Raw genomic sequence first — 25717 nt, forward strand, 5'->3', positions numbered from 1 at the left:
GCCGCCCGGTGCCCGCTCAGCACCAGACCGGGCGGGTGTCCGGCGGTAGTCGCGCCGCCGTCGGCCACGGCGGCGCGCCCGGTGGCCCGACCACCGTGACCGGCCCGCCAGCGGCCGGCAGGTCCACCAGGTACGGCGCCGGGTCGACAGCGGCCGCGTCGGGCTCGCCACCGGCGTCGCCGGAGCCGAGCAGCCAGTGCGCCGTCTGGGCGAGAGACAGCTCCCCGGTCCAGCCACCCCCCTCGTCGCGCACCCGCCCGAGCAGACCCAGCGCCACGGCCGCCGCGAGGTATCCGGTGGCGTGGTCGAGCGCCTGCACGGGCAGCGCGCCGGGGGCCCGGAAGTCGCCGTACCGGTCGGCGATGCCCGTGGCCGCCTGCACCAGCGAATCGAACCCCCGGCGCTGCCGCCACGGGCCCACCAGCCCCCAGGCGGACAGCCGGACGACCACCAGGTGGCGATGCCGCTCGATCAGGGCCGCGGGGTCGAGCCCGAAGGCGTCGAGCGCTCCCTGCCGGTAGCTCTGCACCACGACGTCCGCCTGCGGTAACAGCTCCTCGACCAGCCGCCGGTCGTGCCGACGCGCGAGGTCCAGCACGACGTGCCGCTTGCCCGCCCCGGTGTCCAGCAGCCCGCCCGGGTGATCGGGCCGCCGGGGCCCGTCGACGCGCAGCACGTCGGCGCCCTGCGCGGCGAGTGCCCGGGTGGCGACCGGCCCGGCGATCACCCGGGTCAGGTCCAGCACCCGCAGTCCGGCGGGCGTCACGGGGCGCGCGGGGCCGGCCACCGGCCGGTCCACGCCCAGGAGGGGCAGCCCGGCGACCGCCACAGCCTGGGGGTGCGCTGCCCACCCGGCCGCGCTCCGCACCGCCGCGGCCGCGCCACCGGCGGCGACCACCGCCGTCTCCAGCTCCTCGGCCGGCCATTCCCGGGCGGCCGCAGGGACGTCGTCGCCGAGGACTGCCTGAGCGGCGGCCCGGTGCCACGGATAGTTGCCGTGCAGCCGCAGCCAGCCGTCGGCGGTCGGCCAGAACCGCGACAGCGGGGCGAAGCCGGGACCCACATGTTTCCCGTGGAACCGCACGTGCCGCTCGCTGGCGAAGGCCGCGCCCACGTGCCCGGCGTCGAGCCGCAGCGCGCCGCGCGGCGTCTCGGCCGAGCTGCGGGCGGCGATGAGCTGGGCGGCCACCGCACCCAGTGCCAGCTCGGGGACGGCGAGCGGCCCGGCCAGACCCGTACCGCCGTCCACGGTGACCGGACGGTCCTCCCACGCTCCGCCGCCGACCGCCCGAGCCACCTCGTCGACCAGGCGGGCGGCGGCCGGCGGGAGGGGCCGCGTCATCGGACGTCGTCCGGCGGCGCCGCAGTGGGCAGCGCGACTCCCAGGGCGACGGTGAGATCCAGGACCGTGCGCGGCTCCTCCAGCCTGGACCCGTACAGCTCGCGCAGCTGCGTCATCCGGTAACGCACCGTCTGCGGGTGCACGAACAGGGCCGCGGCCACCTGGTCCCGCCGGCCCTGGTGCATCAGCCAGCTGCGCAGCGTCTCGGTGAGCTTCTCCCGCGCGGTGGGCCCGACCGACTCCAAGGGGGCGAGCACCCGCGCCCGCAGGTCGGCCAGCGCCTCCTCGTCCGCACGGAGGACCAGCTCGGCGAGGTGGGCGTCGGTGTCCAGCGGCCCCGCGTCGACGGAGATCATCCCGAGGCGCAGCGCGCGCAGCGCCCGGCCGTAGGACGCCTGCGCGTTCCGCCAGGGCCGGGCCGGCCCGACCACCGCCTCGCGGCCCCCGAGACCCCGCAGCAGGGCGCCTCTCGCGGCGCCTTCCGCGTCGGGCACCAGCAGCACCGCGAGATCGCCGGTGCGGTCGAGGTCCGGGACGTCCTCGGCAGCGACGAGGGTGCGCGGGTCGAGGGACACCAGCGCGCCGCGTGCCCTGCCCTCCGGGAGCAGCACGACGGTCAGGGTGCGGGGCGGGACCCATTCGGCGCGCTCGGCCATCGCGGCCAGCTCGGTGTGCGGGCTGCCGGTGAGCAGGCCGTGCGCCAGGCGCTCCAGCAACCGCTGGCGGGCCCGGCCGCTGGACGCGAGCTCGTCGGCGTGCCCGGCGACGCTCGCCGCCGACAGCCGGTCGATGTAGGCGAACACCAGCTCGGCGAACCGGGCCACCGGCTCCGGCCCAAGGCCGGCGGCGACCGCGGCGGCGCTCATGTCGCGCCACGAGACCCGCGCCCCGACGCGGTAGGCGGCCAGCAGGGCGTCCATCGACCGGCCGCTGCGCGCCTCGCCCCGCCCCAGCGCGTACGCGGCCTCGACCACCGACCCGCCCGGGGTGGCCGCGTCCGCGTTGCCACCGGCGGCCGCCAGCTGGAGGAAGCCGCGCAGGGTCAGCTCGACGGCGGAGGAGATCTTCCGGCCCATGGGGCCGAGGAACGCGTCGGCGTAGCTCGGCACCGCGACGATGATCTCCTCGACCGCGCGCTCGGCCACCTTCGGCAGCTCGGCACGCATCGCCTCCGCCACCGCCTCGGGGAACGGAGCGAGGTCCGGCGTCATCGGGGCTCCTTTGTCCTCGGCGAACAGAACCTACCCGCCGATTCACGTCGGGGGCACAGGTATTTGGCTGCCGCCCTGGGAAAGCTATGTGTATGACAGCCACCGCCCCCCGTCCCGCTGCCCCGCGTCCGCCGGCGCGGAGCGCGCTGCGCGACCGGGTGCTCAAGTTCGCCGAGCTGGTGACCACCCCGCTGCTGCCCGTCGACTACCTCGACCTGTTCGACCCGCTCCGTTCCGGAGCCGCCCTGCGCGGCCGGATCGAGGCCATCCAGCCGGAGACCCGGGACGCGGCGACGATCGTCATCCGCCCCGGCCGCGACTGGCTCCCCCACGTGCCGGGCCAGTACGTCCGCATCGGCATCGACGTGGACGGCGTGCGCCAGTGGCGCGCCTACTCGATCACCTCGATCCTCGACCGGGCCGACGGCTGCTTCACGGTCACCGTGAAGGCCATCCCGAGCGGCTTGGTGAGCAACTTCCTGGTGCGCCGGGCGCGCCCGGGCACGATCATCCAGCTCGACCAGGCCACCGGGGAGTTCTGCCTGCCGGAGCAGGCGCCGGCCAAGGCGCTGTTCGTCACCGCCGGATCGGGGATCACGCCCGTCATGGGCATCCTGCGCAACCACGCCGAGCAGCTGACCGACACGGTGCTGGTCCACTCGTCCCCCACCGCCGACGACGTCGTCTTCGGCGAGGAGCTGCGCCGCCTGGCCGCCGAGGGCAAGATCCGGCTCATCGAGCAGCACACCGACACCGCCGGGATGCTCGACGCCCGCTCCATCGCCGAGTTGGTGCCCGACCTGCACGAGCGCGCCACCTGGGCCTGCGGCCCGGTGGGGATGCTCGAGGCGCTGGAGGAGCACTGGGCGTCGGTGGGCATCTCCGACCGGCTCTACACCGAGCGGTTCCGCCCGCGGATCCTGGTCACCGGCGAGGGCGGCACCGTCACGTTCACGAAGAACGGCACGACGATCGAGGCCGACGGCGCGACGCCGATCCTCGACGCCGCCGAGGGCGCCGGCGTCCTGATGCCGAGCGGCTGCCGGATGGGGATCTGCTACGGCTGCGTGCTCCCCATGCGGGAGGGCGCCGTCCGCGACCTGCGCAACGGCGAGATCACCACCGCCGCTCCCGGGGACGGCGTCCTCATCCAGACCTGTGTGAGCGCCGCTGCCGGCGCCTGCACCGTGGACCACTGAGCCGAGTCCAGCTCCCCCGACCACTGACCGCCCCGAGAAGAGGAGCGAGACACATGACCGTCATCCAGAAGAAGCCCGAGAGCCCGATCGAGCACCTCACCCGTGAGGACATCGAGCTCATCGGCAAGGAGCTCGACACCATCCGCCAGGAGATCCGCGACAGCCTCGGCGAGGACGACGCGAAGTACATCCGCACGGTCATCGACGTCCAGCGCAAGCTCGAGCTGGGCAGCCGCGCCGTCCTGCTGTTCTCGAAGTTCCCGCCGGCCTGGGTGCTCGGTACCGCCGGCCTCTCGGTGGCCAAGATCCTCGAGAACATGGAGATCGGGCACAACATCCTGCACGGTCAGTGGGACTGGATGCGTGACCCGAAGATCCACTCCACGACGTGGGAGTGGGACATGGCCAGCCCGGCCGAGCAGTGGAAGCACTCGCACAACGAGCTGCACCACACCTACACGAACGTGATCGGCAAGGACAACGACCTCGGCTACGGCATCATGCGCGTCGACGAGGACCAGAAGTGGCACCCGATGTACCTGGCGCAGCCGCTGTGGAACTTCATCAACGCCTGCTTCTTCGAGTACGGCATCGCCGCCTACGACCTCGAGCTCGGCAAGAACCTGGCCACCAAGAAGCGCCGCAACGACCCGAAGTTCAAGGCCGCCACCAAGCAGGTGCTGAAGAAGATCCGCAACCAGGCGGCCAAGGACTACGTCGTCCACCCGCTGCTGTCCGGCCCGTCGTTCCTGCCGACCCTGGCCGCGAACTTCACCGCCAACGTGGTGCGCAACCTCTGGTCGCACTCGGTGATCATGTGCGGCCACTTCCCCGAGGGCGTCGAGACCTTCGAGAAGACCTCGATCGACGGCGAGACCCGCGGCGAGTGGTACGTCCGGCAGATGCTCGGCTCCGCCAACATCTCCGGCAGCAAGGCCATGCACATCATGACCGGGAACCTGTCGCATCAGGTGGAGCACCACCTGTTCCCCGACATCCCGAGCAACCGGTACGCCGAGATCGCCCCGCGGGCGCAGGAGATCTTCGACCGCTACGGCCTGACCTACCACTCCGCCCCGCTCTACAAGCAGGTCGCGAGCGCCTGGCACAAGGTCATCCGGCTGTCGCTGCCCAACGGCTGGCTGGCCGAGACCACGCCGAAGAACGCCCCGGCGCAGGTCGTGAAGCTGGTCCGCATGACGACCGGCGGCAAGAAGGTCCGCCGCCAGCTGATGCGCGCCGCCTGACCCAGCAGCACCGCTGAACGGCAGAGGCCCGGAACCGCCATGGTTCTGGGCCTCTGCCGTCACTGCCTCCCGACCTCGCCGGGCTCCGACCGCCAGACCAGGTGGTTCAGCCGGCGCCTCACGACAGCGCCGACGGGCACCGCACGGGCGATCCGTTCCATGTCGCCCGTTGTCTCGGCCACCATCTCGGTGAACTCACGTGCGCTGATCACGTCGGGGCCCATGCCGGCCGAGACGTAGTAGCCCTCGACGGCCAGGCGGACGTCGTCGAACGAGACGCTGAGGTCCCGCACGAGGGCCGTGGTGGAGGCCCGTGTCGACGGATGTCGATCCGATGACGTCGGGCTGTCCTCGGGGCGACGACGGTGGGCAGTGGGCACTCCGGTAGCGGCGGCCGATGACCGGACGGCCGCTCCAGCACCGCATCGACGTACGTCCGGCCTGCTCCGCGGGCCGTAGTGAGGAGATCGTCTTGTCGAGTTCCACCCGACTGTTCCGCCGTTCCACCCCGACCAGCCGCCGCAGCCGCCTGGTGTCCGTGCCGGTCACCGGCGCCGCCGCGCTGGCCCTCGTGCTCACCGGTTGCGGCGACGAGGAGGCGGCCGTCGACGACGGAGCCGCCGTCGTCGAGGAGGAGACGGACGTCCTGGAGGATGACACCGCGGCGGAGGAGACCGACGCCATGGCCGACGAGGACGCGGCCGCGGCCGATCCGGCCGCCGGTGAGCCGGGCACCCTGCTCGCCGGGGATGCCTCCGTCTTCGACGCCCTCGGGGCGGCCGATCCCGCGGCCGAGCTCGAGCCGCTGGCCAGCGAGCCGGTGACGGCAACCCTCGTTCCGGTGCTCGCGGTCCCCGCTGACGAGGGCTTCTGGATCGGCACGGAGACCGAGCGCATCTGGGTCCAGCTCACCGAGGCCGGAGAGTCGCCCATCAACATCAATCCGGACGACCTGGTGTCGTTCACCGCCGAGCTGGTCCCGAACGCCGACGGCTTCGTCGAGCAGCTCGGCCTGCCCGAGGAGCAGGCCACCGCGCTGACCGAGCTCGGCTACCACCTGGAGGTCCCCGCCGGGGACGTCGCCATGGGCTGACCCCCGACCGCCACGGACGCCGCTCCGAGCGGTGGATGAACCGCAGAGGCCCAGAACCGATTCCGGTTCTGGGCCTCTGGGATTCGGAGTTGCGGCGCTAGTTGGCCATGTCCACGAAGCGGCTGTAGTGGCCCTGGAAGGCGACCGTGACGTTGGCCGTGGGACCGTTACGGTGCTTGACCAGCATGATGTCGGCCTCGCCCGCCCGCGGGGATTCCTTCTCGTACATGTCTTCTCTATGAATCATCATGACCATATCGGCATCTTGTTCGATCGAACCCGATTCGCGAAGGTCGGAAAGCATTGGCTTTTTGTCCTGTCGCTGTTCTGAGCCACGATTAAGCTGACTCATCGCAATGACCGGAACTTCCAATTCCTTGGCGAGAAGCTTCAATGCACGGGAGAATTCCGAGACCTCCTGCTGGCGGCTCTCGACGCGCTTCCCCGACGTCATCAGCTGGAGGTAGTCGATGACCACGAGCTTGAGGTCGTTGCGTTGCTTGAGCCGCCGAGCCTTGGCCCGGATCTCCATCATGGTCATGTTCGGCGAGTCGTCGATGTAGAGCGGCGCGTCGGCCACCTCGCCCATCCGGCGGGCCAACTTCGCCCAGTCCTCGTCGGACAAGGTACCGGCGCGCATGTGGTGCAGCGGCACCTTCGCCTCGGCCGAGAGCAGACGCATGGTGATCTCGTGCTTGCTCATTTCTAGCGAGAAGATGACGGCCGGCATCTGGTGCTTCACCGTGGCCGACCGCGCGATGTCCAGTCCCAGCGTGGAGTTGTGGGTGGGGATGAAGCTCCGCCCCGCCAGGAACAGCGAATCCGGGGCATCGACCTGGATGCACCGCACCGGCACGCTGTCGATCGGCCGGACGTCGGTGATGAACCTGACCCCGCGCGCCGTGAAGGTGCGCGCACCTCGCTCCTTGTGGAGCAGCTTCTTGCGCTCCAGCCGGAACACCTCGTCGTCCGTGCTGAAGCTCAGCGTGTAGCAGGTCGACGATTCCTCGCTGCGGCCACGGACACGCTGGGTAGTCATGCGCACCCGGTGGCCGAGACTCGCGATGAGTTCCCGCGTGTCCTCGGCCAGTCGCCGGCTGGTGACCGCGAACTGCACGACGCCGTTGGGAGCGACCGTGCCGTCGGTGTCCAGCAGCCCGGCGAGCAGCGCCCTCCGCTGCGCGATCGACGCCCGCAGGTATCGGACGGGGATGTGCTTGTCGCCCAGCACTCCCAGACCACGCAGTAGGGCCGTGACGGTGCCGTGGAAGGCCCGGCACGTCCTGCACTGCACGAGCCCCGAGGACGGCCCGCCGCAGTCGGCGCAGGTCGCCTGGCGCCCCCAACCGCCGCTGGCGCGCAGACCGGCCCCGCACCTGTCGCCGCAGGTCTGCACCTGCGACGTCCGCGGCAGGAAGTGCTCGCCGCACAAGGGACAGGTTCGCGAGTCGGCCGTGATCCGGGCAGGCAGCCGCAACGCGTACCGGCGATACGTCCCCGTCGCCTGCGCGACCAGGCCATCACTCTCGATGTAGACGGCGATCTCGGGGTCCGCACTGGTGAAGTGCGCCGATACGGACGTGCCGTCGCCGAGCCACACACCGAGCGCGTAGGGAGGCAACGGCAGATCGGCGGGCGACAGATCGAGCGGCTCGGCATTCGTCACCGAGTGGTTGAGCCGGGCGTCCTTGGTGGCGCAGCGAACCGTGCGCGCGATCTCCTCGGTGGTCCGCACCTCCGCGAACGTCCGCTGGTTCCGGTAGCCGTTGTAGCCGGTAGCCGCCGCCTGGGCGGACTTCCGGCTGGCCCGGGTCTCGGTCAGCCACTGGTGCTGGGCGTCGGCGACGATCACCGAACCGTCGGAGAAGTGCACCTCGTAACAGGGCCGGTCGGTCATGACGTCCGTGGCAGCGACGACCGTGGTCGGGCGGCCGTCGGACCCCATGACCTGGTCACCGACTCGGATCTCGCCCATCGTCGTCCAGCCGGACGGCGTGGCGACCGGAGTGTCGAGCGCGAGGGCCTTCCCGACACCGGGCCGGGCCGCGATGACGACCATCTGGCCGGCCTGCAGGCCGTTGGTCAGCTCGTCCAGGTCGCGGATGCCGGTGGGCACACCGCGGGCGGTGCCGCCGCGGGACGCGATGGCGTCCAGCTCGTCCATCGTGGGCTGCAGGACGTCCTCGAGGCGCGAGTAGTCCTCGCTCATTCGCTTCTCGGTGACGTCGTAGATCTCCTGCTGGGCGCGGTCGACGATGTCGTCGACGTCGCCCTTGCCGCCGGCGGCGCCGTACCCGAGCTGCACCACGCGGGTGCCGGCCTCGACCAGGCGGCGCAGCACCGCCTGCTCGGCGACGATCGCCGCGTAGTAGCCGGCGTTGGCCGCCGTCGGCGTCGAGGCGATCAGCGTGTGCAGGTAGACCGCGCCGCCCATCTTCGACAGCTGGTCGGTGCGGTTGAGATCCGCGGCCACGGTGATCGCGTCCGCCGGCTCACCCCGCCCGTAGAGGTCGAGGATGCAGTCGAAGATCACCTGGTGCGCGGGCCGGTAGAAGTCGTTGCCGTGCAAGACCTCCACGACGTCGGCGATCGCGTCCTTGCTCAGCAGCATGCCGCCGAGCACCGACTGCTCCGCCGCGACGTCCTGCGGCGGCTGCCGGTCGTACTCCGGCGCCGTCGGGGACGGTCGGCTGAACTCGTCGGCCACCGCCACGGGGGTACCTCCATCTCCTTGCGGGCGCGCTCGCATCACCACTGCGCGCAGGGGAAGTACGCGAGCTCGGCGGGCGACGCCGGACCGAACGTTCGTTCGATCAGTGCCTACCGGAGGGGACTGACAGTTCCGTCCCGCCGGCGGCCAGGGAGGACGTTAGGAAGCTGCGGCGGGGGAGTCCACCACCGCTGTGCACCCCGATCTGCACAACTTGTGGACAAGTCGGTGGACGGAGGCGTGTCGACATGTGGACAGGTCGGGGGACGCGGAGCAGGCCGGTGCACCGGTGACCCGGCTGACCTGCACGGACGCCGCCCGCGGGGTGTGGACGCACAATTTCCCGAAAAAATTCCGGCCGCATCGCACCACGAGTCACAGCGGTGCGCAGAGGGCGACCGGCGCGGTCCGGGCCCGCTCTGTGGGCGTCGCTCGCCCAGGTGGGTGTGCGGGCAGGACCTCCACGTCCCACGAACGCCCCCAGCTCCACCGCTCGGCCCTCGACGCGCCGCCCGGACCCCGCCCTGACCCGCGACGCGTCTGCACGGCTCAGAACGCCGCGAGGGGCGCCGGACCGCAGTCCGACGCCCCTCGGGGACGATGCGCCACCAGGGCGCGTCAGGCCCTCCTGCAGGGTCCCGCCGCGAGCGTGCGAGCGGTGGGGGCAGGAGGGTCCTCGACTCAGCCGGCGACGACGTCGATCGTCAGCTGAGAGGTGACCTCCGGGTGCACGCGCACGGTGACCGTGTGCTGGCCGGTGGTCTTGATGCTGCTGGGCAGCTCGATCCGGCGACGGTCGAGCTCCGGGCCACCGGCCGCGGTGACCGCAGCAGCGACGTCGGCGGTGGTGACGCGGCCGAACAGGCGACCACCGTCACCGGCGCGCGCCGGCACCTGGACGGTCAGGCCGGTGAGGCGGCCGGCCAGGGCCTGCGCCTCCTCGTGGGAGGCCACCTCGCGGGCGGCACGCGCCCGGCGCAGGGACTCGACCTGCTTCTCGGCACCCCGGGTGGCCTGGATGGCCAGCCCGCGGGGCAGGAGGTAGTTGCGGCCGTAGCCGCCCTTGACCTCGACGGTGTCGCCGGAGGACCCGAGACCGGTGACCTCCTGCGTGAGGATCAGCTTCATGGTGCTCATGATCAGCGCGCCGTCGAGGTGTAGGGCAGCAGCGCCATCTCACGGCTGTTCTTGACGGCCGTGGCGACGTCACGCTGGTGCTGGCTGCAGTTGCCGCTGACGCGGCGGGCACGGATCTTGCCGCGGTCGGAGATGAACTTCCGCAGCAGGGTCGTGTCCTTGTAGTCGACGTAGGTCGCCTTGTCCTTGCAGAACTGGCAGACCTTCTTCTTGGGCTTGCGAACAGGGGGCTTGGGCACCTGGTTCTCCAGAGAGATTCAGTGAAAGAGGAAGTGGGGGATCAGAACGGCGGTTCGTCGGACGGACCGGCGGGCGTCGACCACGGGTCGCTCGCCCCGCCGCCGCCACCACCGAAGCCGCCACCGCCACCGCCGCCGCCTCCGCCGAAGCCGCCGCCGCCCTCGCCGCGCGAGGCCTTGGTGACCTTCGCGGTCGCGTAGCGGAGCGACGGGCCGATCTCGTCGACCTCGAGCTCGATGACGGTGCGCTTCTCGCCTTCCTTCGTGTCGAAGGAACGCTGCTTCAGCCGGCCGCTGACGATGACCCGCGAGCCGCGGGTCAGCGACTCGGCCACGTTCTCCGCGGCCTGCCGCCAGACGTTGCAGCGGAGGAACAGCGCCTCGCCGTCCTTCCACTCCTGCGACTGACGGTCGAAGGTCCGCGGCGTGGAGGCCACGGTGAAGTTCGCGACGGCAGCGCCCGACGGCGTGAAGCGCAGCTCCGGATCGGCGGTCAGGTTGCCGATGACGGTGATGACGGTTTCGCCGGCCATGGTCAGTGGACCTCGGGCCGCATCAGCTTCGTGCGCAGGACCGACTCGTTCAGGTTGAGCTGCCGGTCGAGCTCGGAGACGGCGGCGGGCTCGGCATCGATGTCGATGACCGCGTAGATGCCCTCGGCCTGCTTCTGGATCTCGTAGGCCATGCGGCGACGGCCCCAGATGTCGACCTTGGCGACCGTTCCACCGGACTTGGTGATGACGGTCAGGAACCGGTCGAGCGAGGGCGCGATCGTGCGCTCCTCGAGATCGGGGTCGAGGATGACCATCAGTTCGTAGTGACGCACGGAGAACCCCACCTCCTCTGGTCTCAGCGGCTGCAGGGAATCTGCAGCAGGAGGGTCGTACACGCGTCGCGCGCCCCGGCAGGAGCCGGAACGCGCTGTCGACACCCTACCAGCGCCGCGGGGCGGGGAGGGAGCTGCCCGGCTCAGCGCGGCTCGCGGGCCGCCTGCGACCGGCGTGGTCGCCCTGCACCATCGGTAGAGGTGGGCTCGGGCTTTTCGCTGCCGCCATGCCGCGGGGAGAACGCGCTTCGGCGCACGCTCCAAGGCCCAGCGCAGCCAGCGCCGATCGATCACCCTCCCGGCCCACCACGGACGCCGACGGACACGGGCCCGCGTGCGCGTCCACTCCGGCCGTGGACGCTCGGCCTGCGCTGCCGCATGCTCCGCCGCTGCAGCCACCAGCGCATCAATCACCGGCTGGCCGGTCAGAGCGGGCTCCTCGGCCAGGTCCTCGGCGGTCTGCAGCCAATCGGCGACACAGCGGACGTACTCGTGCTCGTCGGCGAGCAGCAGGATCGAAGCGAGGGCCCTGGGGGCTGTGCGTGGCCACAGCCTCCAATCACGCGGCTTAGGGACGCTTGTAGATGCTGTGATCGCCGATCCGCCGCCACCGCAGGATCAAGCCCTGGTCGTCACTGACGAACTCGAACGTCGCACGCCCGTCCGGGCTGGCGAAACTCCAGGTCATCTCCCAGATGCCGGGCGCTGACTTCATTGGCGACACCCGCAGGGCCGCGGGCCACCGATAGGCCGGGACCTTCTCCTTCACCGCGTCCTTGTCCCGGGAGACCGCGTACGCCTCGGCGTAGGCATCACACGCCCTGATGAAGTCAGGCAGGACCTCGCGGAACTGCCGCTTGTGCTCGGCCTTCAGGTCCTTGTAGTCCGAGTCGAAGCGCGGGGTGGTCTCGAACCTCACTCGTCGTCGAGCGCGTCGAGGTGCGCCACGAAGTCGTCGACCGTCTCGTGCTGCGTGGTCGCGCCAGCGGCGACGTGCGCGTCTACCTCGCGCTCCCCGGCCTGCCAGCGCTCCTCCCAGAACCACGCCTCAGCCACAGGCACCGCGAGGGTCGGCCGGAGTTCCAGCACGCCGTCCTCCCGCTCGGTGATCTCGACTTGGGCGCCCGGGCGGTCCAGGTGGTAGCGCTTGCGAAGGCCCACGGGGAGTGCGACGGTGCCGCGTCCTTGCACGGTCACGTAGCCGTGAAAGCACTCCTCAGCCTTCTCGGCCCTACGCGTCCTGACAGCCATAGCACCCAGTGTCAGGGTTTCCTACCCTGCCGTCAAGCAGTCTTGCTGCAATGCAGCCTTGCTTGACGCATGGGCGGGACGCCGCCAGTTCTCTTCGGAGTTGATCACCGACTCCGACGAGAACTGGCGCGCCTCGTCATCCCGTAAGGGGTGCGACCAGCGCTCACGCTTCTGAAATCCATGAAGCACCCAGGACCGCCACCTGCCTGGGTGCCTGCATGGGGGTGGCCAGGAAGGTCAGGACAGGAACTTGGCGATGTTCGCCGTCACCTCGTCCCAGGTGTCACCGCGGTACTGGTGGGCGAACCAGTTGATGTCCATCAGGGCGACGACCTTCCCGCCCCCGGTCACCTGGGAAGAGTCCCAGGCGGCCCAGACAGCCCTGGTCGGGTCACCGGGCACGGCGGCGACGATGGATCTCGCAGGCACTCCCCGGAGGGAGCCGGAGGTAGCGACCTGGAGCGTGGACACCTGGTTGGGGGTGTCGGTGCCGTCGATGTTGCCGATCGCGTCAGAGTTGACCGGCACGGTGTTCGTTCCGTTCTCACCGCCATGGCCGACGTTCCCGCCGGTCAGCCGGTTGATCAGTCCGATGGTGGACTGGTCGATCGGGCAGCAGCCCCACTCGCCGGTCAGATACACCGACCTGCCGGACTCCACGAACGCCGCCAGCCGGTCGACCTCGCTGCCGGTCAGCGGTTGGGTGTCGATGTGCCACACCTGGTCGAACCCGCTCAGGTCGGCGGGCATGGTCTGCGACGTGGAGACCTCGTAGCCCTCCTCGGTGAGCCGCTGGGTGAGGTCGCCGAGGTCGCTGCCATCCCCGGAACCAGTGCGGTCACCTGCCCCGAGGACGAGGATTCCGCCGCCGTCCAATCCTCCCTGGGCGCACTTCACGGCTGCTTCGGCATCCACGATCGGCAGCGACGGCGCACCTACGACCGGAAAGTCGAGGACGGCGTTTCCGGTTCCGGGAACGGTCCCGCGCTCGGCTACGGTGCCGGTCCGGCGACCAGCGGTGGAGACGATGCAACTTCCGATGTCCGCCGCCGACAGTTCCGGATTGGCGCTGCGGGCGAGCGCCGCCACACCGGCGACCAAAGGTGCCGCCATGGAGATCCCGTAGGTCTGGTGGTAGGTCCCGCAGATCGCCGGGCCGAAGAAGCCGCAGCCGGGTGTCAAGGGCCATGAGGTTCTGCCCAGCGGCGGTCGTGAGACCTGCCCGCTGACGGTCACTCGCTCTGCCCGGTGATGGCCATGGGATCTGCCCAGGCTGGCCATCACCAGTCCGGTGTCAGGTCAGTGGCCTCACCCCCTGCCCGGCCAGGGCCTGGGAGAGGCGGACGCTGTCGCCGCTGGTCTGGCAGACGTGGGCGTGGTGCAGCAGCCGGTCGACTGTCGCGGTGGCGAGGGTCTTGGGCATGAGCTCGTCGAAGGCTGCCGGGTGCAGGTTGCTGGAGACGGCGACCGAGCGCTTCTCGTAGGCGGCGTCGACGAGTCGGTAGAGCCCTTCGGCTGCGTCGGTGGCGACCGGGAGTAGGCCGATGTCGTCGATCACCACGAGGTCGGCGCGCAGCACGCGGGCGATGGCCTTGGTGACGGTGTCATCGGCGCGGTGCCGGCGGACCAGCAGCCCGAGGTCCTCCAGGGTGAACCAGGCGACCTTGAGCCCTTGTTCGACCGCGGAGGAGCCCAGCGCCTCGAGCAGGAACGTCTTCCCGGTGCCGGAGGGACCGCAGATGACCAGGTTCTCCCGCCGGTGCAGCCACTCCAACGTCCGCAGCGCCTGCTGCGTTGGGGCAGGGATGCTGCTGGCCTCCGGCGTCCAGGCGTCGAAAGTCTTCCCCGTGGGGAACGCGGCGGCGGCCCGCCGGGTGGCCAACGCCGAGCGGTCCCGGCCGGCGACCTCCTCCCCGAGCAGCACGCGCAGCACCTCGGCCGGGTCCCAGCGCTGGGCCTTGGCCGTGGCCAGCACGTCAGCGGCATGCCGGCGGACGTGGGGCAGCCGCAGCCGGCGCAGCAGCGTCTCCAGATCATCCGGCAGCGCCGGTGCCGCCGGCGTCCCGACCGCCGGTCCGACCGCCACCGCGGATGCCGACCTCGTGGCGGCGGTCATCGGGTCACCTCGGCGTCGGCGTCGGTGTCGGGGGCGGCGCCTGGCTTGGCGCTGGGACCGGTGGTCGGTGCGGCGCCGAGGGCGGCCCAGCCCGCGGTGCCCTGGGTCAGGCTGCGGTCCTCGGCCGCGGAATGCCTGGTCCCGTTCGTGCCGGCGGACCGGTGTTCGAGGATCGAGCCCAGGTCGGCCTCGGCGAAGCGGGCATGCACCGCGGCGTGCCCCAGCGCCCAGTCCACCTCGCCCGAGCCGACGAGCTTGGCCATCGTCACCGCGGCGGCCATCTTGACCCGCATCTTGGTCGTGCCCACCGCGGCGGCCTCGGTCAACCACAGCCGGGCCCCGTCGCCCAGAGCCAGGAACTCCACCTCGGCGGCGGTCTTCGGCTTGGGCTGGCGGTCCAGCGCGCCGACCGGTGCGGGCGGGAAGTGCTCATCGATCAGCTGCGGGCTGCCCGGGGTGGCGCGGGCGTGGCGGGCAACCTCGACCGGCCCGGCGTCACCGACGTGCACGATCACCACCCGCTCACCGGAGCCTTGCCCGTGGACCCGGACCCAGACGGTGGCGCTCAGCAGGGTGTGCGGCACCGAGTACTGCCCGCCGTCGAAGGTGACCAGCGGCGTGTTCACCGCCACCGTGCGGGTCACCCCGAGCGCGACGGTGTGCGGCGCGGCCGGGATCGGGTGCAGCCGCTGCTGCTCCTCGGCCAGCATGTCCACCGGAGCACGGCGGGTCACCCGGTGGATCCGGGCGTTGACCTGGTCGCAGAACGCCTCGCAGGCGGCCTCCAGCTCGGCGAAGGAGCCGTAGGCCTCCCGCAGGTTGGTGTCGGTGGGCACCAGGTCGGCCTTGGCCAGCTTCACAGTGTTCTCGCTGCCGCCCTTGGAGGCGGGGTCGGCCGGCTCGCAGGTGTGGATCGTGATCCCGTAGTGCCGGGCGAAGGCGACGGTCTGCTGATTGCGCACCGGCATCCCGGCGACGTGTTCGACGGTGACGGTCTTCTCGTTGTCGGTCAGCACGTACGTCGGCGCCCCACCCAGGCGGCGCAGCGTCACGTCCAGCGCGGCGAACACGCTGGCGGTGGTCTTGTCCCGGATCGCCAGCACCACCCGGAACCGTGCCCAGGCCAGCCACGCGCAGAACAGCGTGGTCCTCGCCCCGCCGATGAGCGGGCCGTCGCCGAAGTCGTACTGCAGCCACATGCCCGGCTCGGTCACCCACGGCCGGTGCACCCGCACCCGCCCGGCCCGAAACGCTGTCCGCACCTCCGCGACCGCGCGGCGGGTGGTGCGCTCCGAGCCGGTGTAGCCGAGGGCAACGAGCTTCTCGTGGGCCTTGTCCGCGCGGATCGTGCCCTTCGAGCGCTCCATCCACTCCTCGACCTTGGGCAGGAACTCATCGATCAGCCGCGGGCGCGCCGCCGGCCGATCGCTGATCCCGCCGGCCTCACGCCGCCCGACGTAGTGCGCGACGGTGTGATGCGAGCAGCCGGCCAGCTCGCCGGCATCGCGGTAGGACCCGGTCAGGTCGAACGCTTCCAGAATTTCCATGATCTCCCCTGCAGACTTCACGGTGTCCCTTCTCGGGTGAGCGGCGCTTCAGCACCGCCAGCGCACCCGAGAAGGGGCCTCAACCGCCGCAGGCGGCGAGGCAGACGACGTCGTGTTGGGCAGATCCCGTGACCATCAGCGGGCAGTTCTCATGTCCGCCAGCGGGCAACTTCGTGGCCGTCTCCGGGCAGAATGCCGTGGCCGCCGACAGCCGGGAGCATCAGGCACGATGCCGATGTCCGCGACACCCTTGCCGCCGATGGTGGTGCTCCAGATGCCACCCTCTGGGTCGTGTGGCTGCACGCCTCCAGGAGCGGCGACTTCGACTCCGGAGCCGAAGTTGGAGAACCGGGCCAACTTCCGGTCGGAGTTGGTGGCTGCGACCGTGATGACATTCGGGAGCCCGTAGTTGCGCTGCCAGGGGGCTCAAGCACGCGACGGTCGGCGTCGGTCAACTCCATCAGGTAGGGCGTCACCATCGCCATCGCCGTTTGTCTCCCCGCCGACGCTGGTTCGGTCGGCGCCACGCCGACCGACGGCGAGGATGAGGCGATGCCGAAGATCCCGGACTCCACCAAGGACTCGCTGCACTGGCGGCTGGCCACCCGCGCCCGCGAACGCTGGCCGGACCTGGCCGAGGTCCGCATGCGCTACCGCACCGGCCTCGCCTACGTCGACGGCATCCTCTCCGGAGGCGAGATCCTGCCACTGTGCCGGCTGCGATACGTCGGCTCCGCCACCACCTGGGGCTTCGCCATCTACCGCGCCAGCCACGACGACTACGAGGACAACTTCCTGCCCACCGGCTCATCCAGCGGCACCGCCGAGGAAGCCCTCGACTGCGCCTGCGGCCTCTGCCTCAACGACCCCACCGCCTGCACCACCGACCCCCGACCTTTCAACGGTGGCAACCACTAGTCTTCTCCAATCTCTCAGGGGTCACCTCTGAGAGATCAGCGCGATCGTCCTAACCAAACGACCGTGTTGCCGTCACCCCCCGGGCGCCGTGTCGACGCCGAGGTCCGGACCAGGGCGGCGGTGACCGCGGCCAGGGCGACGACGGCGGCGAGCGCGGCGGCCGGCAGGGTCAGCGGCCGGGCCTCCGACGCCGTGACGACCTCGCTCGCGCTCCCCTCGTCCAGGGCCGCGAAGTCCAGGCCCGCCAGCTGACCGAAGACCGGGACGGATGCGCCGTCGTAGGAACCGGCGACCCCACCGGCGCCGGACGAGCCGGCCCGGCCGGCACCGCCGGGGCCCTGGCCCGGCACCGCGAAGCGCGAGGGGTCGAAGGCCGCCGCCGCCGTGGTGCTCGAGGGGGAGAGCCGGACCGCACCGGCACCGGCGCCGTACGTGTACGGGTCGCCCGGCGGGTCCTGCATCACCGGGGGCGCGGCCGGCGGGGTGTCCACGACCGTCTCCTCCCGGTCCTCGCCCGGGACGGGCGGCGCGGGGGGCGCGGGCGGCTGGACCGGTAGGGGCGGCAGCGTGACCGCCGGCAGCGGGGGCAGGTTCGCCCCCTGCACATCCGGCACGTCCGGCAGGATCGTGTTGACGACGAACGGCGTGGGCGCGGGCAGCGACGGGAGGGCCTCGAGCGCGGCGTCGGTGAGAGGCGCGGTGAGCGAGCCGTTGCTCGTCAACGCGTACGTGTAGGTGAGGGTGCAGGTGGCGCAGCTGCGGTCGAACCGCTCGGTGACCGAGGCCCCGGGGGTCCCGGGTGCGGTGAGCACCTTCGTGCCCGAGGGCAGACCCAGCGTGACCTCGGTGGACGCCGTGACGTCCACCAGCGCCGGCAGCAGCCCCCCGCCACCGACCTGGACCGTCTTGTCCTGGATCTCGTTGACGAACGTGACCGAGCCGCCGGCGTCCACGGACACCACCGGCGGGGTCACGTCCCGGATCGGGACGGTGACCGAGGGAGCGGCGACGGCGAGGGGAGCCACGAGGGAGGCCCCGGCAACGCCCAGCCAGGCGAGCACCGCCACGGCGATGCCGCGGCGGGCCGTGCGACGGATGCGACCCGTTGCCATGTTTCGCTACCTCCACGTCGACGTCCCACCCCTACCGGTGAGTAAGCCTCGTCACGGTGGAAACGATGATGTGACGCACGCGATACGGGTAAACCCGAACCGATCCGAAGAGGGAGAGTCGAGCATGGGTCTGCACCCGATCGGCGTACACGTGGGCGCCGGGCTCAGCGATGAGGGTCAGCTCGAGCACGGGGGTCCCCTGGCCCGCGCGGCGGAGGTGGACGCCGACGGCGTCCAGATCTTCCTCACCGATCCGCAGAGCTACGCGGCGCCGGAGCCCCGCCCCGATGCCGGCGAACTGAGCTCCGGTGACGTGATGGTCGTGGTCCACGCGCCGTACCTGCTCAACGTCGCGTCGACGAACAACCGCATCCGCATCCCCAGCCGCAAGCTGCTCGACCAGCACGCGCGGGCGGCCGCCGCCGTCGGCGCCCGGGGCCTGGTCGTGCACGGCGGGCACGTGCTGGCGAAGGACGACCCGTCGGCCGGCGCGGACAACTGGCGCAAGACGTTCGCCCGCCAGGTGGAGCAGGGTGGCTTCCCGGTGCCGGTGCTGATCGAGAACACGGCGGGCGGCGGGAACGCCATGGCCCGGGACCTCGACGCCATCGGCAGGCTCTGGGACGCCGTCGGCGAGTTCGGTGCCGGCTTCGTGCTGGACACCTGCCACGCCTGGGCCGCCGGCTGGGACCTGTCCACCGTGGTCGAGGCGGTGCGCGCGGTCACCGGCCGCATCGATCTGGTGCACCTCAACAACAGCCGCGATCCCGCCGGCTCCGGGCGGGACCGGCACGCACCCCTGACCGACGGCGAGATCCCGGCCGACCTGCTGTTCGACGTCGCACGGCGCGCCGACTGCCCGATCGTGCTGGAGACGCCCGGCGACGCGGCGAGCCACGCCGAGGAGATCGCCCTGCTGCGCGCGGCGCTGGCCTAGCCTCCGTCCTTCCTCACCTGGGGGCGTCCACCCTCACGGTCCACGCCGAGGGAGGACCATCGATGACCAGGTGACCTGGTCCCGGCGAGCCGTCCGCGGGAGGACGCGGTCGGGTGCCCTGTCCAGCGGCCCTCCGGCCGGGTCGTCGACGCCGGGCCAACTGGTGCGGACGACGTCCCGGTCAGGGTCGAGCACGTCGCGCACGACCAGTGCCATGAGGACGACGACGGCGACGTCCCGCACGGTCACCGCGACGAAGAACCACTCCACGGCGACGCCGTTGTTCTCCGTGCCGAGGTACCAGAGCATGCGGGGCACCCACAGCAGCGCCTCGGTGGCCTGCCAGGCGAGCAGCGACCGCCACCGGGGGCGGGCCAGGATCGCCAGGGGCAGCAGCCAGAGCGAGTACTGCGGGCTCCAGACCTTGTTGGTCAGCAGGAACACCGCGACGAGCAGGAAGGCCACCTGGGCCACCCGCGGACGGACCGGTGCGACGCGGACCAGCCGCGCCACCGCGGCCACGCCCGCCAGCAGGGCGACGGCGACGACGGCGTTCAGCACGGTGGGCGCCTCCCCCTCCGCCAGGGGGCCGTCGAGCAGCCGGTTCCCGCTCAGGTGCAGGGCGATGTTCCAGAGGCTGTCCGGGTCGACCGGCCGGGTGCGGTTGAGGGTGAAGAAGCGGGACCAGCCCTCCGGTGCCACCAGCGCGACCGGCACGTTGACCGCCGACCAGGCCGCCATGGCCGCCGCGGCAGTCCGCACCCACGTGCGCAGCCGGCCGGCCCGCAGGCAGAGCAGGAACAGCGTCAACAGCAGGAACACCGGGTAGAGCTTGGCGGCCGCACCCAGCCCCAGGAGGAGGCCGGCCAGCACCGGGCGAGAGCGGGCCCAGGCCCACAGGCCCAGTCCGGCCAGGGCCACGGCGAACAAGTCCCAGTTGGTGAAGGCGTGCACCACCACCAGCGGGGACAGCCCGATCATGGCGGCGTCCCAGGGTCGGCGACCGGCCAGCGCGAGCGTGCTCCGGACGACGAGGAAGGCGCACGCCGTCAGCAGCAGGCAGGTGACGGCGTAGTAGCTCTGCACCGCCGGGACGGCGGGCAGCAGGCCGGACGCTGCCGCCGCGCGGTCGTACAGGCCGGACAGCGCGGCCGCGACGGCCATGAACCCACCGGTGAGGACCGGGTACTCGACGGCCGAGTCCAGGTACGGGACCGCCCCCTCGTCCAGCCCGTACAGGGCGAACAGCGGGACCCCGTCCGAGTAGCAGAGATGGGTGTACTGCACGAAGCCCGCCCAGTTGCCGTCGGAGCACGGCGCCTGCTTCAGCCAGGCCACCGCCGCAGCGAGCGTGGTGAGGAGCAGGCACACCCGCAGCGGCGTCCAGAACAGCGCGCGGCCGGTCACGGCGAACCGGCCCCATGGCCCGCCCACGGCCTCGCTGGCCTGGCGGGCGACCGGGTCGTCCCACGACGGGATCACCCGGTCCCGCCGCTCGGGTGGCCGCGTTCCACGTGGAACGACCACGGACCCCTCCGGAGAAACTCCGGAGGGGTCCGTGGGGGTGCCCTCGTCGAGCGGCCCGGTCACGGCATCAGTCTGCCGTGCGCCGGTCAGCCACCGTTGTTGCCGTTGCCGTTGCCGTTGCCGTTGGGGGGCAGGGCGGGGGAGCCGGGTGCGGTCCCGGGAACGGCGGGGTCGTTGTCATCGGGGTCCGTGCCGAAGGGCACGCCGTCCTTGTCGGCGTCGATGACCGGCTCCGGCTCCGGCTCGGGCTCCGGCTCGGGCTTCGGCTCCGGCTTCTTGGTCACCGTCGGGTCGTTCGGAGCGAAGTCCTTGTCGTCCGGGACGCCGTCCCCGTCCGTGTCCACCGGCTTCGTGGTCACGGAGGGGTCTCGCGGCGAGTAGTCCCTGCTGTCGGGGACGCCGTCCCCGTCGGTGTCGACGACCACCGGCCTGGGCGCGGGCTCCGGCGCCGGCCGGGGCGCCGGCTCGGGCTCGGGCAGCTCCACGCCGTCGCCCGTGTCACCCTTGATCAGCGCCTTGTCGGGCAGGTCCTCCTCCGGCGTCCCGGCGAGGACGGCGTTCATGTACTCCTGCCAGATCGCGCCGGGCAGGCCCGCGCCGTAGATGATCCGCTCCCTCGAGTCGATGATCGGGTCCTGAGGCGAGTCGTTGCCCATCCACACCGCGGTGGCGACCGACGGGGTGTATCCGACCATCCAGGCGTCGGAGTTGTTCTCCCGGTCGAGCCCCTGCGTACCGGTCTTGGCGGCGACCTCCCGGCCACCGTCCAGGTCCCGACGGGAGTAGGAGGCGACCTCTTTCAGCGCCACGGTGACGTCGTTGACGACGTTCGCCGGCAGGACCTGCTCACCCGCCTGGCCCGGCTGCTGGTCGAGCACCGTGCCGGCGCCGTCGGTCACCTTGGAGACGAAGTACGCGTCGCGGAAGACGCCGCCGGCGGCCAGGGTGGCGAAGCCCTGCGCCTGGTCGAACGGGCGGAGCTCGTACTCCCCGATGCCGATCGAGGAACCGGTCGAGCCCTCACCGCTCACCAGGACCTTCCTGTCCGCCAGGATCCCGGACTCCCAGACATCGGGCAGGCCGGTGGCCGTGCGGATGACCTCGCGCACCTTCTCGGGGCCCACCTCGAAGGCCAGGCCGTAGAAGGTGGTGTTGAGCGACTTGGTGATGGCCTCGGTCAGCGTGCACGCCGCGCAGCTGGCGTCGCCGGAGTTGGTCACCGGCAGGCCCGGCCGGTCGGGGAACTCCTGCGGCGAGCTGCCGTCGCGGCGCGCCTGGATGCCGATCCCCTGCTCCAGGGCGGCGGCCAGCACGTAGGGCTTCACCGACGATCCCGGCTGCCGCTGCGCCATGGCGTAGTCGATGACCCCCTGGCCGGCACCCTTCTGGCCGCCGTAGTACGCGATGACCGCGCCGGTGCGCGGATCGACGGAGACCAGCGCCTCCCGCAGGTTCTCCGGCTCGCCCTCCATGACCTGCTGCACGGCGGCCACCGCGGCATCCTGCGCCGGCTTGCTGATCGTCGTGGTGATCTGCATGCCGCCGGCGTTGATCTGCTGCTCGTCGTAGCCCTTCCCGAGCAGCTCCTCGATCACCTGCTGCACGACCAGGCCCTCGGGGCCCTCGGGGATGCCCAGGGAGCTACCGGTCCGGGGCAGGACGGCGGGGTACACCGAGGCCGCCCGCTCCTCCGGGGTCAGCCAGCCCTCCTCGACCATCGCGTCGAGCACCAGTCCCCAGCGGTCCTGCGCACCCTCGGGGTTGGTCTCCGGGTCGTAGCCGGACGGGCTGCGGACGAGGACGGCGAGCACGGCGCCCTGCTGCGGGGTCAGCTCGGCGGCGGAAACCCCGAAGTAGGTGTTGGCCGCGGCCTCGATGCCGTAGGCGCCGCGGCCGTAGTAGATGGTGTTGAGGTAGTTCTCGAGGATCTGCTCCTTCGAGAAGTTGTTGTCCAGCTTGATGGCGAGGAAGAGCTCCTGGAACTTGCGGCTGAACGTCTGGTCGTGCGTCAGGAAGGCGTTCTTCACGTACTGCTGGGTGATCGTCGAACCACCCTGGGTCTCGCCACCGGTCAGGTTGTTCCAGGCCGCCCGGACGATGCCGGTGAAGGAGATGCCCGGGTCGGTGTAGAAGCTGCGGTTCTCCGCCGCCAGCATCGCGCGCTGCGCCGCCTCGCTCACCTGGGCCAGCGGCACGTTGGTCCGGTTCTCGTCGCCAAGGCGGGCCATCTCGGTGACGCCGTCGGCGTAGTGGAGGACCGTGGTCTGCTTGGTGGAGACGGAGTCGGGGCTCGGCACCTCGGTGGTGGCGTAGACGACGCCGACGAAGACGCAGAGCAGCGCGAACAGGCCACCCATGACGCCGGCGGCCATCTTCAGCCGACGGTTGCGGCGCTGCTTCTTGCTGCGGGCCGCCGTGCCCTTGCCCTTGCCGGCCGGGCGGCCGGCGGCGCTGCCACCGCGGGACGCCGGCGGGCGGCGGGAGGCGGGAGCACCGCCCCGGGAGGCGGAGGTGCCACCACGCGAGGCCGGGCGCCCCGGGACCGGAGAACGACCCGAGCCGCCGGCGGGGGGACGGCCGGAGCCGCCTCCGCCTCCGGTGCTGCGGGTACGGGCGGTCGGCGACCGTCGGACCGAGCCGGCCCGCGGTGCTACGGGCGAGGTCTCGTCGTGGCTGGGCACGAACACACCCCTTCCTGAACTGTCTCGGTCGACGCCGGGCACCTGCCCGGACGCGCGGTTCTCTTCAGCTGTGCGGAGCGGGCGGGACCGCCAGGTGCGATCCCCGGCCCGCGCGTCACGCGGGCCGTCTGCCGGTCGACCGGCTACTGCTCGGTGGCCGTCCGGCGCCGGCCGCGGCGGGGCTGCCGCCCCGGCTCCGGCTCGGCACCCAGGACGTACGAGCAGTCCAGGTGGTTCCAGCCGCATCCGCGGCACACCTCGACCTGGTACACGGAGAACTCGTCCTGGGCGGCGTCCATGCGGGCGAGCTCAGCCTCGGTCTTGGCCTGACCGGCCACCGGCCCGAGGTGCTCGCCGTACACGTAGTTCACCAGGGTGAGGCGCTCCCTGCGGCACACCGGGCAGGCCACATCGGTCGGCTGCCCGTGGTACTTGGCGGCCCGGGAAAGGTAAGGGCTGGCGTCGCACACCTCGAACAACCCGGTGCGACCGGCATGTACTCCCGCGAGGACGGCTCGCCGCTGCAGCGAGTAGTCCACGACGGAACGACGTCCGGGCACGGCGGCCAATGTACGCACCGGCCCTCCGTCCGTGCGGTTCCCGAGCAGGATCGACGTCCCGCCCGGCCCACCCGTCCCACGACTCCGGGTGAACGCATCCCGCGCATCCGATGTATCGTCTCGATACATCGGCGCAGCCAGGGGAGGGGGACGGCGAGATGCTGGAGTTCGCCATCCTCGGCCTGCTGCAGCAGGCCCCCATGCACGGCTACGAGCTGCGCAAGCAGCTGGCCCAGGTGCTCGGGGGACTGCGCAGCATCTCCTACGGGTCGCTGTACCCGGCGCTGCGGCGGATGCAGGCGGCTGGGCTGATCACCACCGATGAGCCCGCACCGCGTGCACTGCTGCCGGCCGACGCCCCGCCGCTCACCGGCCGGCGGGGAAAGGTGGTCTACACGATCACCGCGGACGGCAAGGAGCGCTTCCACGAACTGGTCAGCGAGACCGGGCCCGAGGCGTACGACGACGGCGGCCTCTTCGGCGTCCGCCTGGCGTTCTTCCGGCACACCGCCCAGGACGCGCGGCTGCGGATCCTCGAGGGCCGCCGGCGCACCGTCGAGCGGCAGCGGGAGGGGCTGCGGTCCTCGCTGAGCAGGACCCGCGAGCGGCTCGACCGCTACACCCTCGAGCTCCAGCGCCACGGCCTGGAGTCGGTGGACCGGGAGGTCCGCTGGCTCTCGGAACTGATCGACAGCGAGCGCCGGGAGGCGTCGGAGCCCGGCACAGCGCGCCGGGAGGCGTCCGGAACGTCGGGTGCAGCAGCGCTGCCCGATCCGCCCGACGGGGATCCGCCGGGCACCACCTGAGCAGGCGACGGGGTCACGGCCTGCGTCCGCACACATCACCGGACCGGTCACGGTCCGGTCCACCGGACCACCGCGGTCCAGGAGAAGGGGAGTCATGGGGTCAGTCAAGGTCGCCATCGTCGGCGTCGGTAACTGCGCCGCCTCGCTCGTACAGGGCGTCCACTACTACCGGGATGCCGACGAGACGGCGTCCGTGCCCGGACTGATGCACGTCCGGTTCGGCGAGTACCACGTCTCCGACATCGAGTTCGTCGCCGCGTTCGACGTCGACGCCAAGAAGGTCGGCCGCGACCTCTCCGAGGCCATCGTCGCCAGCGAGAACAACACCATCACGATCTGCGACGTGCCGCCGCTGGGCGTCACCGTGCAGCGCGGCACCACCCTGGACGGACTCGGCAAGTACTACCGCGAGATGGTCGAGGAGTCCGACGAGCAGCCGGTCGACGTCGTCGCCGCCCTGCGCCAGGCACAGGCCGACGTCCTCGTCTGCTACCTCCCGGTCGGCTCGCAGCAGGCCGCCGAGTTCTACGCCCAGGCCGCGCTGGACGCCGGTGTCGCCTTCGTGAACGCGCTGCCGGTCTTCATCGCCGGCACCAAGGAGTGGGCGGACAAGTTCACCGCCGCCGGTGTGCCGATCGTCGGTGACGACATCAAGAGCCAGGTGGGCGCCACCATCACGCACCGGGTGCTGGCCAAGCTGTTCGAGGACCGTGGCGTCCAGCTGGACCGCACCATGCAGCTCAACGTCGGCGGCAACATGGACTTCAAGAACATGCTGGAGCGAGAGCGCCTGGAGTCCAAGAAGATCTCCAAGACGCAGGCCGTCACCAGCCAGATCGAGCGGGACATGGGCGTGGGCAACGTGCACATCGGCCCGTCGGACCACGTGCCGTGGCTGTCGGACCGCAAGTGGGCCTACGTGCGTCTCGAGGGCCGTGCGTTCGGCGACGTCCCGCTGAGCCTGGAGTACAAGCTCGAGGTCTGGGACTCGCCCAACTCCGCCGGGATCATCATCGACGCCGTCCGCGCCGCGAAGATCGCCAAGGACCGGGGGATCGGTGGCCCGATCCTGTCGGCGTCGGCGTACTTCATGAAGAGCCCGCCGGTGCAGTACCGCGACAGCGAGGCCCGCGACATGGTCGAGGCGTTCATCGCGGGCGACGCCGAGCGCTGAGGCCTGACCGGGCATAGGAGGCTTTACCTACGTCCTGGCCCCCAGAGACGTAGGTAAAGCCTCCTATGCCTCCGTCGCGTCGGG

Annotated in this window: 25 protein-coding genes; 7 read left to right on the forward strand and 18 right to left on the reverse strand. The window is 71.5% G+C overall.

Going from position 1 to position 25717, the window contains the following annotated elements:
• Window positions 1–16 precede the first annotated feature (16 nt).
• Together BLASA_RS22860 and BLASA_RS22865 are read right to left on the reverse strand one after the other, a co-directional pair.
• Complete coding sequence (locus tag BLASA_RS22860; protein WP_014378663.1) at window positions 17–1342, reverse strand: CoA transferase; 1326 nt, start codon at window positions 1340–1342, stop codon at window positions 17–19.
• On the reverse strand, window positions 1339–2553 hold the full coding sequence (locus BLASA_RS22865; protein ID WP_014378664.1) for a PucR family transcriptional regulator: 1215 nt from the start codon (window positions 2551–2553) through the stop codon (window positions 1339–1341). Before BLASA_RS22865 ends, BLASA_RS22860 begins: the two co-directional genes overlap by 4 nt.
• 92 nt (window positions 2554–2645) lie before the next feature.
• Between BLASA_RS22865 and BLASA_RS22870 the strand changes: the two genes are divergently transcribed.
• Together BLASA_RS22870 and BLASA_RS22875 are read left to right on the forward strand one after the other, a co-directional pair.
• Entirely contained in the window at window positions 2646–3752 is a 1107-nt protein-coding gene (locus BLASA_RS22870) for a ferredoxin reductase (protein ID WP_014378665.1), read from the forward strand.
• A gap of 53 nt (window positions 3753–3805) precedes the next feature.
• Entirely contained in the window at window positions 3806–4999 is a 1194-nt protein-coding gene (locus tag BLASA_RS22875) for a fatty acid desaturase family protein (protein ID WP_014378666.1), read from the forward strand.
• Window positions 5000–5058: 59 nt separating this feature from the next.
• On the opposite strand, the gene BLASA_RS22880 is transcribed toward BLASA_RS22875, so the two are convergent.
• On the reverse strand, window positions 5059–5379 hold the full coding sequence (locus BLASA_RS22880) for a DUF7715 family protein (RefSeq protein WP_419761013.1): 321 nt from the start codon (window positions 5377–5379) through the stop codon (window positions 5059–5061).
• A 92-nt stretch (window positions 5380–5471) separates the two neighbouring features.
• On the opposite strand from BLASA_RS22880, the gene BLASA_RS22885 reads away from it, so the two are divergent.
• Window positions 5472–6092 (forward strand): hypothetical protein, encoded by a 621-nt coding sequence (locus tag BLASA_RS22885; RefSeq protein ID WP_014378668.1) that lies wholly within the window; start codon window positions 5472–5474, stop codon window positions 6090–6092.
• 97 nt (window positions 6093–6189) lie between these two features.
• Here BLASA_RS22885 and dnaB read toward each other — a convergent pair whose 3' ends face one another.
• From dnaB to BLASA_RS26645, 11 genes are all read right to left on the reverse strand, one after another.
• Window positions 6190–8841: a replicative DNA helicase gene (gene dnaB, locus BLASA_RS22890; RefSeq protein ID WP_331371109.1), complete on the reverse strand. Its 2652-nt coding sequence runs from the start codon at window positions 8839–8841 to the stop codon at window positions 6190–6192.
• 642 nt (window positions 8842–9483) lie between these two features.
• Window positions 9484–9930: a 50S ribosomal protein L9 gene (gene rplI / locus BLASA_RS22895; RefSeq protein ID WP_041776902.1), complete on the reverse strand. Its 447-nt coding sequence runs from the start codon at window positions 9928–9930 to the stop codon at window positions 9484–9486.
• Between the two features lie 11 nt (window positions 9931–9941).
• Entirely contained in the window at window positions 9942–10178 is a 237-nt protein-coding gene (rpsR, locus tag BLASA_RS22900) for a 30S ribosomal protein S18 (RefSeq protein WP_014378671.1), read from the reverse strand.
• Window positions 10179–10219: 41 nt separating this feature from the next.
• On the reverse strand, window positions 10220–10711 hold the full coding sequence (locus BLASA_RS22905) for a single-stranded DNA-binding protein (RefSeq protein WP_014378672.1): 492 nt from the start codon (window positions 10709–10711) through the stop codon (window positions 10220–10222).
• 2 nt (window positions 10712–10713) lie between these two features.
• Window positions 10714–11004 carry a 30S ribosomal protein S6 gene (gene rpsF / locus BLASA_RS22910; protein WP_041776903.1) on the reverse strand — a complete coding sequence of 97 codons (291 nt, stop codon included), beginning with the start codon at window positions 11002–11004 and terminating at the stop codon, window positions 10714–10716.
• Between the two features lie 568 nt (window positions 11005–11572).
• Complete coding sequence (locus tag BLASA_RS22915; RefSeq protein ID WP_014378674.1) at window positions 11573–11923, reverse strand: hypothetical protein; 351 nt, start codon at window positions 11921–11923, stop codon at window positions 11573–11575.
• Complete coding sequence (locus BLASA_RS22920) at window positions 11920–12165, reverse strand: AbrB family transcriptional regulator (protein ID WP_197536249.1); 246 nt, start codon at window positions 12163–12165, stop codon at window positions 11920–11922. The genes BLASA_RS22915 and BLASA_RS22920 overlap by 4 nt, the downstream gene beginning before the upstream one ends.
• A 327-nt stretch (window positions 12166–12492) precedes the next feature.
• Window positions 12493–13437, reverse strand: coding sequence for a S8 family serine peptidase (locus BLASA_RS22925; RefSeq protein ID WP_014378677.1), 945 nt, complete (start codon window positions 13435–13437; stop codon window positions 12493–12495).
• Window positions 13438–13549: 112 nt separating this feature from the next.
• Window positions 13550–14371: an IS21-like element helper ATPase IstB gene (gene istB / locus BLASA_RS22930; RefSeq protein ID WP_014374932.1), complete on the reverse strand. Its 822-nt coding sequence runs from the start codon at window positions 14369–14371 to the stop codon at window positions 13550–13552.
• Complete coding sequence (gene istA / locus BLASA_RS22935; RefSeq protein WP_014374933.1) at window positions 14368–15939, reverse strand: IS21 family transposase; 1572 nt, start codon at window positions 15937–15939, stop codon at window positions 14368–14370. Before istA ends, istB begins: the two co-directional genes overlap by 4 nt.
• A 114-nt stretch (window positions 15940–16053) precedes the next feature.
• On the reverse strand, window positions 16054–16308 hold the full coding sequence (locus BLASA_RS26645) for a hypothetical protein (RefSeq protein WP_419761021.1): 255 nt from the start codon (window positions 16306–16308) through the stop codon (window positions 16054–16056).
• Window positions 16309–16470: 162 nt separating this feature from the next.
• Here BLASA_RS26645 and BLASA_RS22940 point away from each other — a divergent pair, with 162 nt between their 5' ends.
• Window positions 16471–16836, forward strand: coding sequence for a hypothetical protein (locus tag BLASA_RS22940; protein WP_014378679.1), 366 nt, complete (start codon window positions 16471–16473; stop codon window positions 16834–16836).
• A gap of 35 nt (window positions 16837–16871) precedes the next feature.
• On the opposite strand, the gene BLASA_RS22945 is transcribed toward BLASA_RS22940, so the two are convergent.
• The gene (locus BLASA_RS22945) at window positions 16872–17948 is read right to left on the reverse strand and encodes a hypothetical protein (RefSeq protein WP_041775922.1); all 1077 of its coding nucleotides are present in this window, start codon (window positions 17946–17948) and stop codon (window positions 16872–16874) included.
• 124 nt (window positions 17949–18072) lie between these two features.
• Here BLASA_RS22945 and BLASA_RS22950 point away from each other — a divergent pair, with 124 nt between their 5' ends.
• The gene (locus BLASA_RS22950; RefSeq protein WP_014378681.1) at window positions 18073–18885 is read left to right on the forward strand and encodes a deoxyribonuclease IV; all 813 of its coding nucleotides are present in this window, start codon (window positions 18073–18075) and stop codon (window positions 18883–18885) included.
• A gap of 33 nt (window positions 18886–18918) precedes the next feature.
• Here BLASA_RS22950 and BLASA_RS22955 read toward each other — a convergent pair whose 3' ends face one another.
• The 3 genes from BLASA_RS22955 to BLASA_RS22965 all read right to left on the reverse strand — a co-directional run bounded on the left by BLASA_RS22955 (window position 18919) and on the right by BLASA_RS22965 (window position 23653).
• Entirely contained in the window at window positions 18919–20412 is a 1494-nt protein-coding gene (locus BLASA_RS22955) for a glycosyltransferase family 87 protein (RefSeq protein ID WP_051005101.1), read from the reverse strand.
• 86 nt (window positions 20413–20498) lie between these two features.
• Entirely contained in the window at window positions 20499–23093 is a 2595-nt protein-coding gene (locus BLASA_RS22960; RefSeq protein ID WP_231839512.1) for a transglycosylase domain-containing protein, read from the reverse strand.
• 143 nt (window positions 23094–23236) lie between these two features.
• The gene (locus tag BLASA_RS22965; protein WP_014378684.1) at window positions 23237–23653 is read right to left on the reverse strand and encodes a DUF5318 family protein; all 417 of its coding nucleotides are present in this window, start codon (window positions 23651–23653) and stop codon (window positions 23237–23239) included.
• Between the two features lie 158 nt (window positions 23654–23811).
• Here BLASA_RS22965 and BLASA_RS22970 point away from each other — a divergent pair, with 158 nt between their 5' ends.
• Both BLASA_RS22970 and BLASA_RS22975 read left to right on the forward strand, forming a co-directional pair.
• A complete protein-coding gene (locus BLASA_RS22970) occupies window positions 23812–24459 on the forward strand; it encodes a PadR family transcriptional regulator (protein ID WP_014378685.1) in 648 nt (215 codons plus the stop codon).
• 94 nt (window positions 24460–24553) lie between these two features.
• Complete coding sequence (locus BLASA_RS22975; RefSeq protein ID WP_014378686.1) at window positions 24554–25633, forward strand: inositol-3-phosphate synthase; 1080 nt, start codon at window positions 24554–24556, stop codon at window positions 25631–25633.
• Window positions 25634–25717: the final 84 nt, after the last annotated feature.

Origin of the sequence: Blastococcus saxobsidens DD2, from assembly GCF_000284015.1 — a bacterium.
GTDB classification, from domain to species: Bacteria; Actinomycetota; Actinomycetes; order Mycobacteriales; family Geodermatophilaceae; genus Blastococcus; species Blastococcus saxobsidens_A.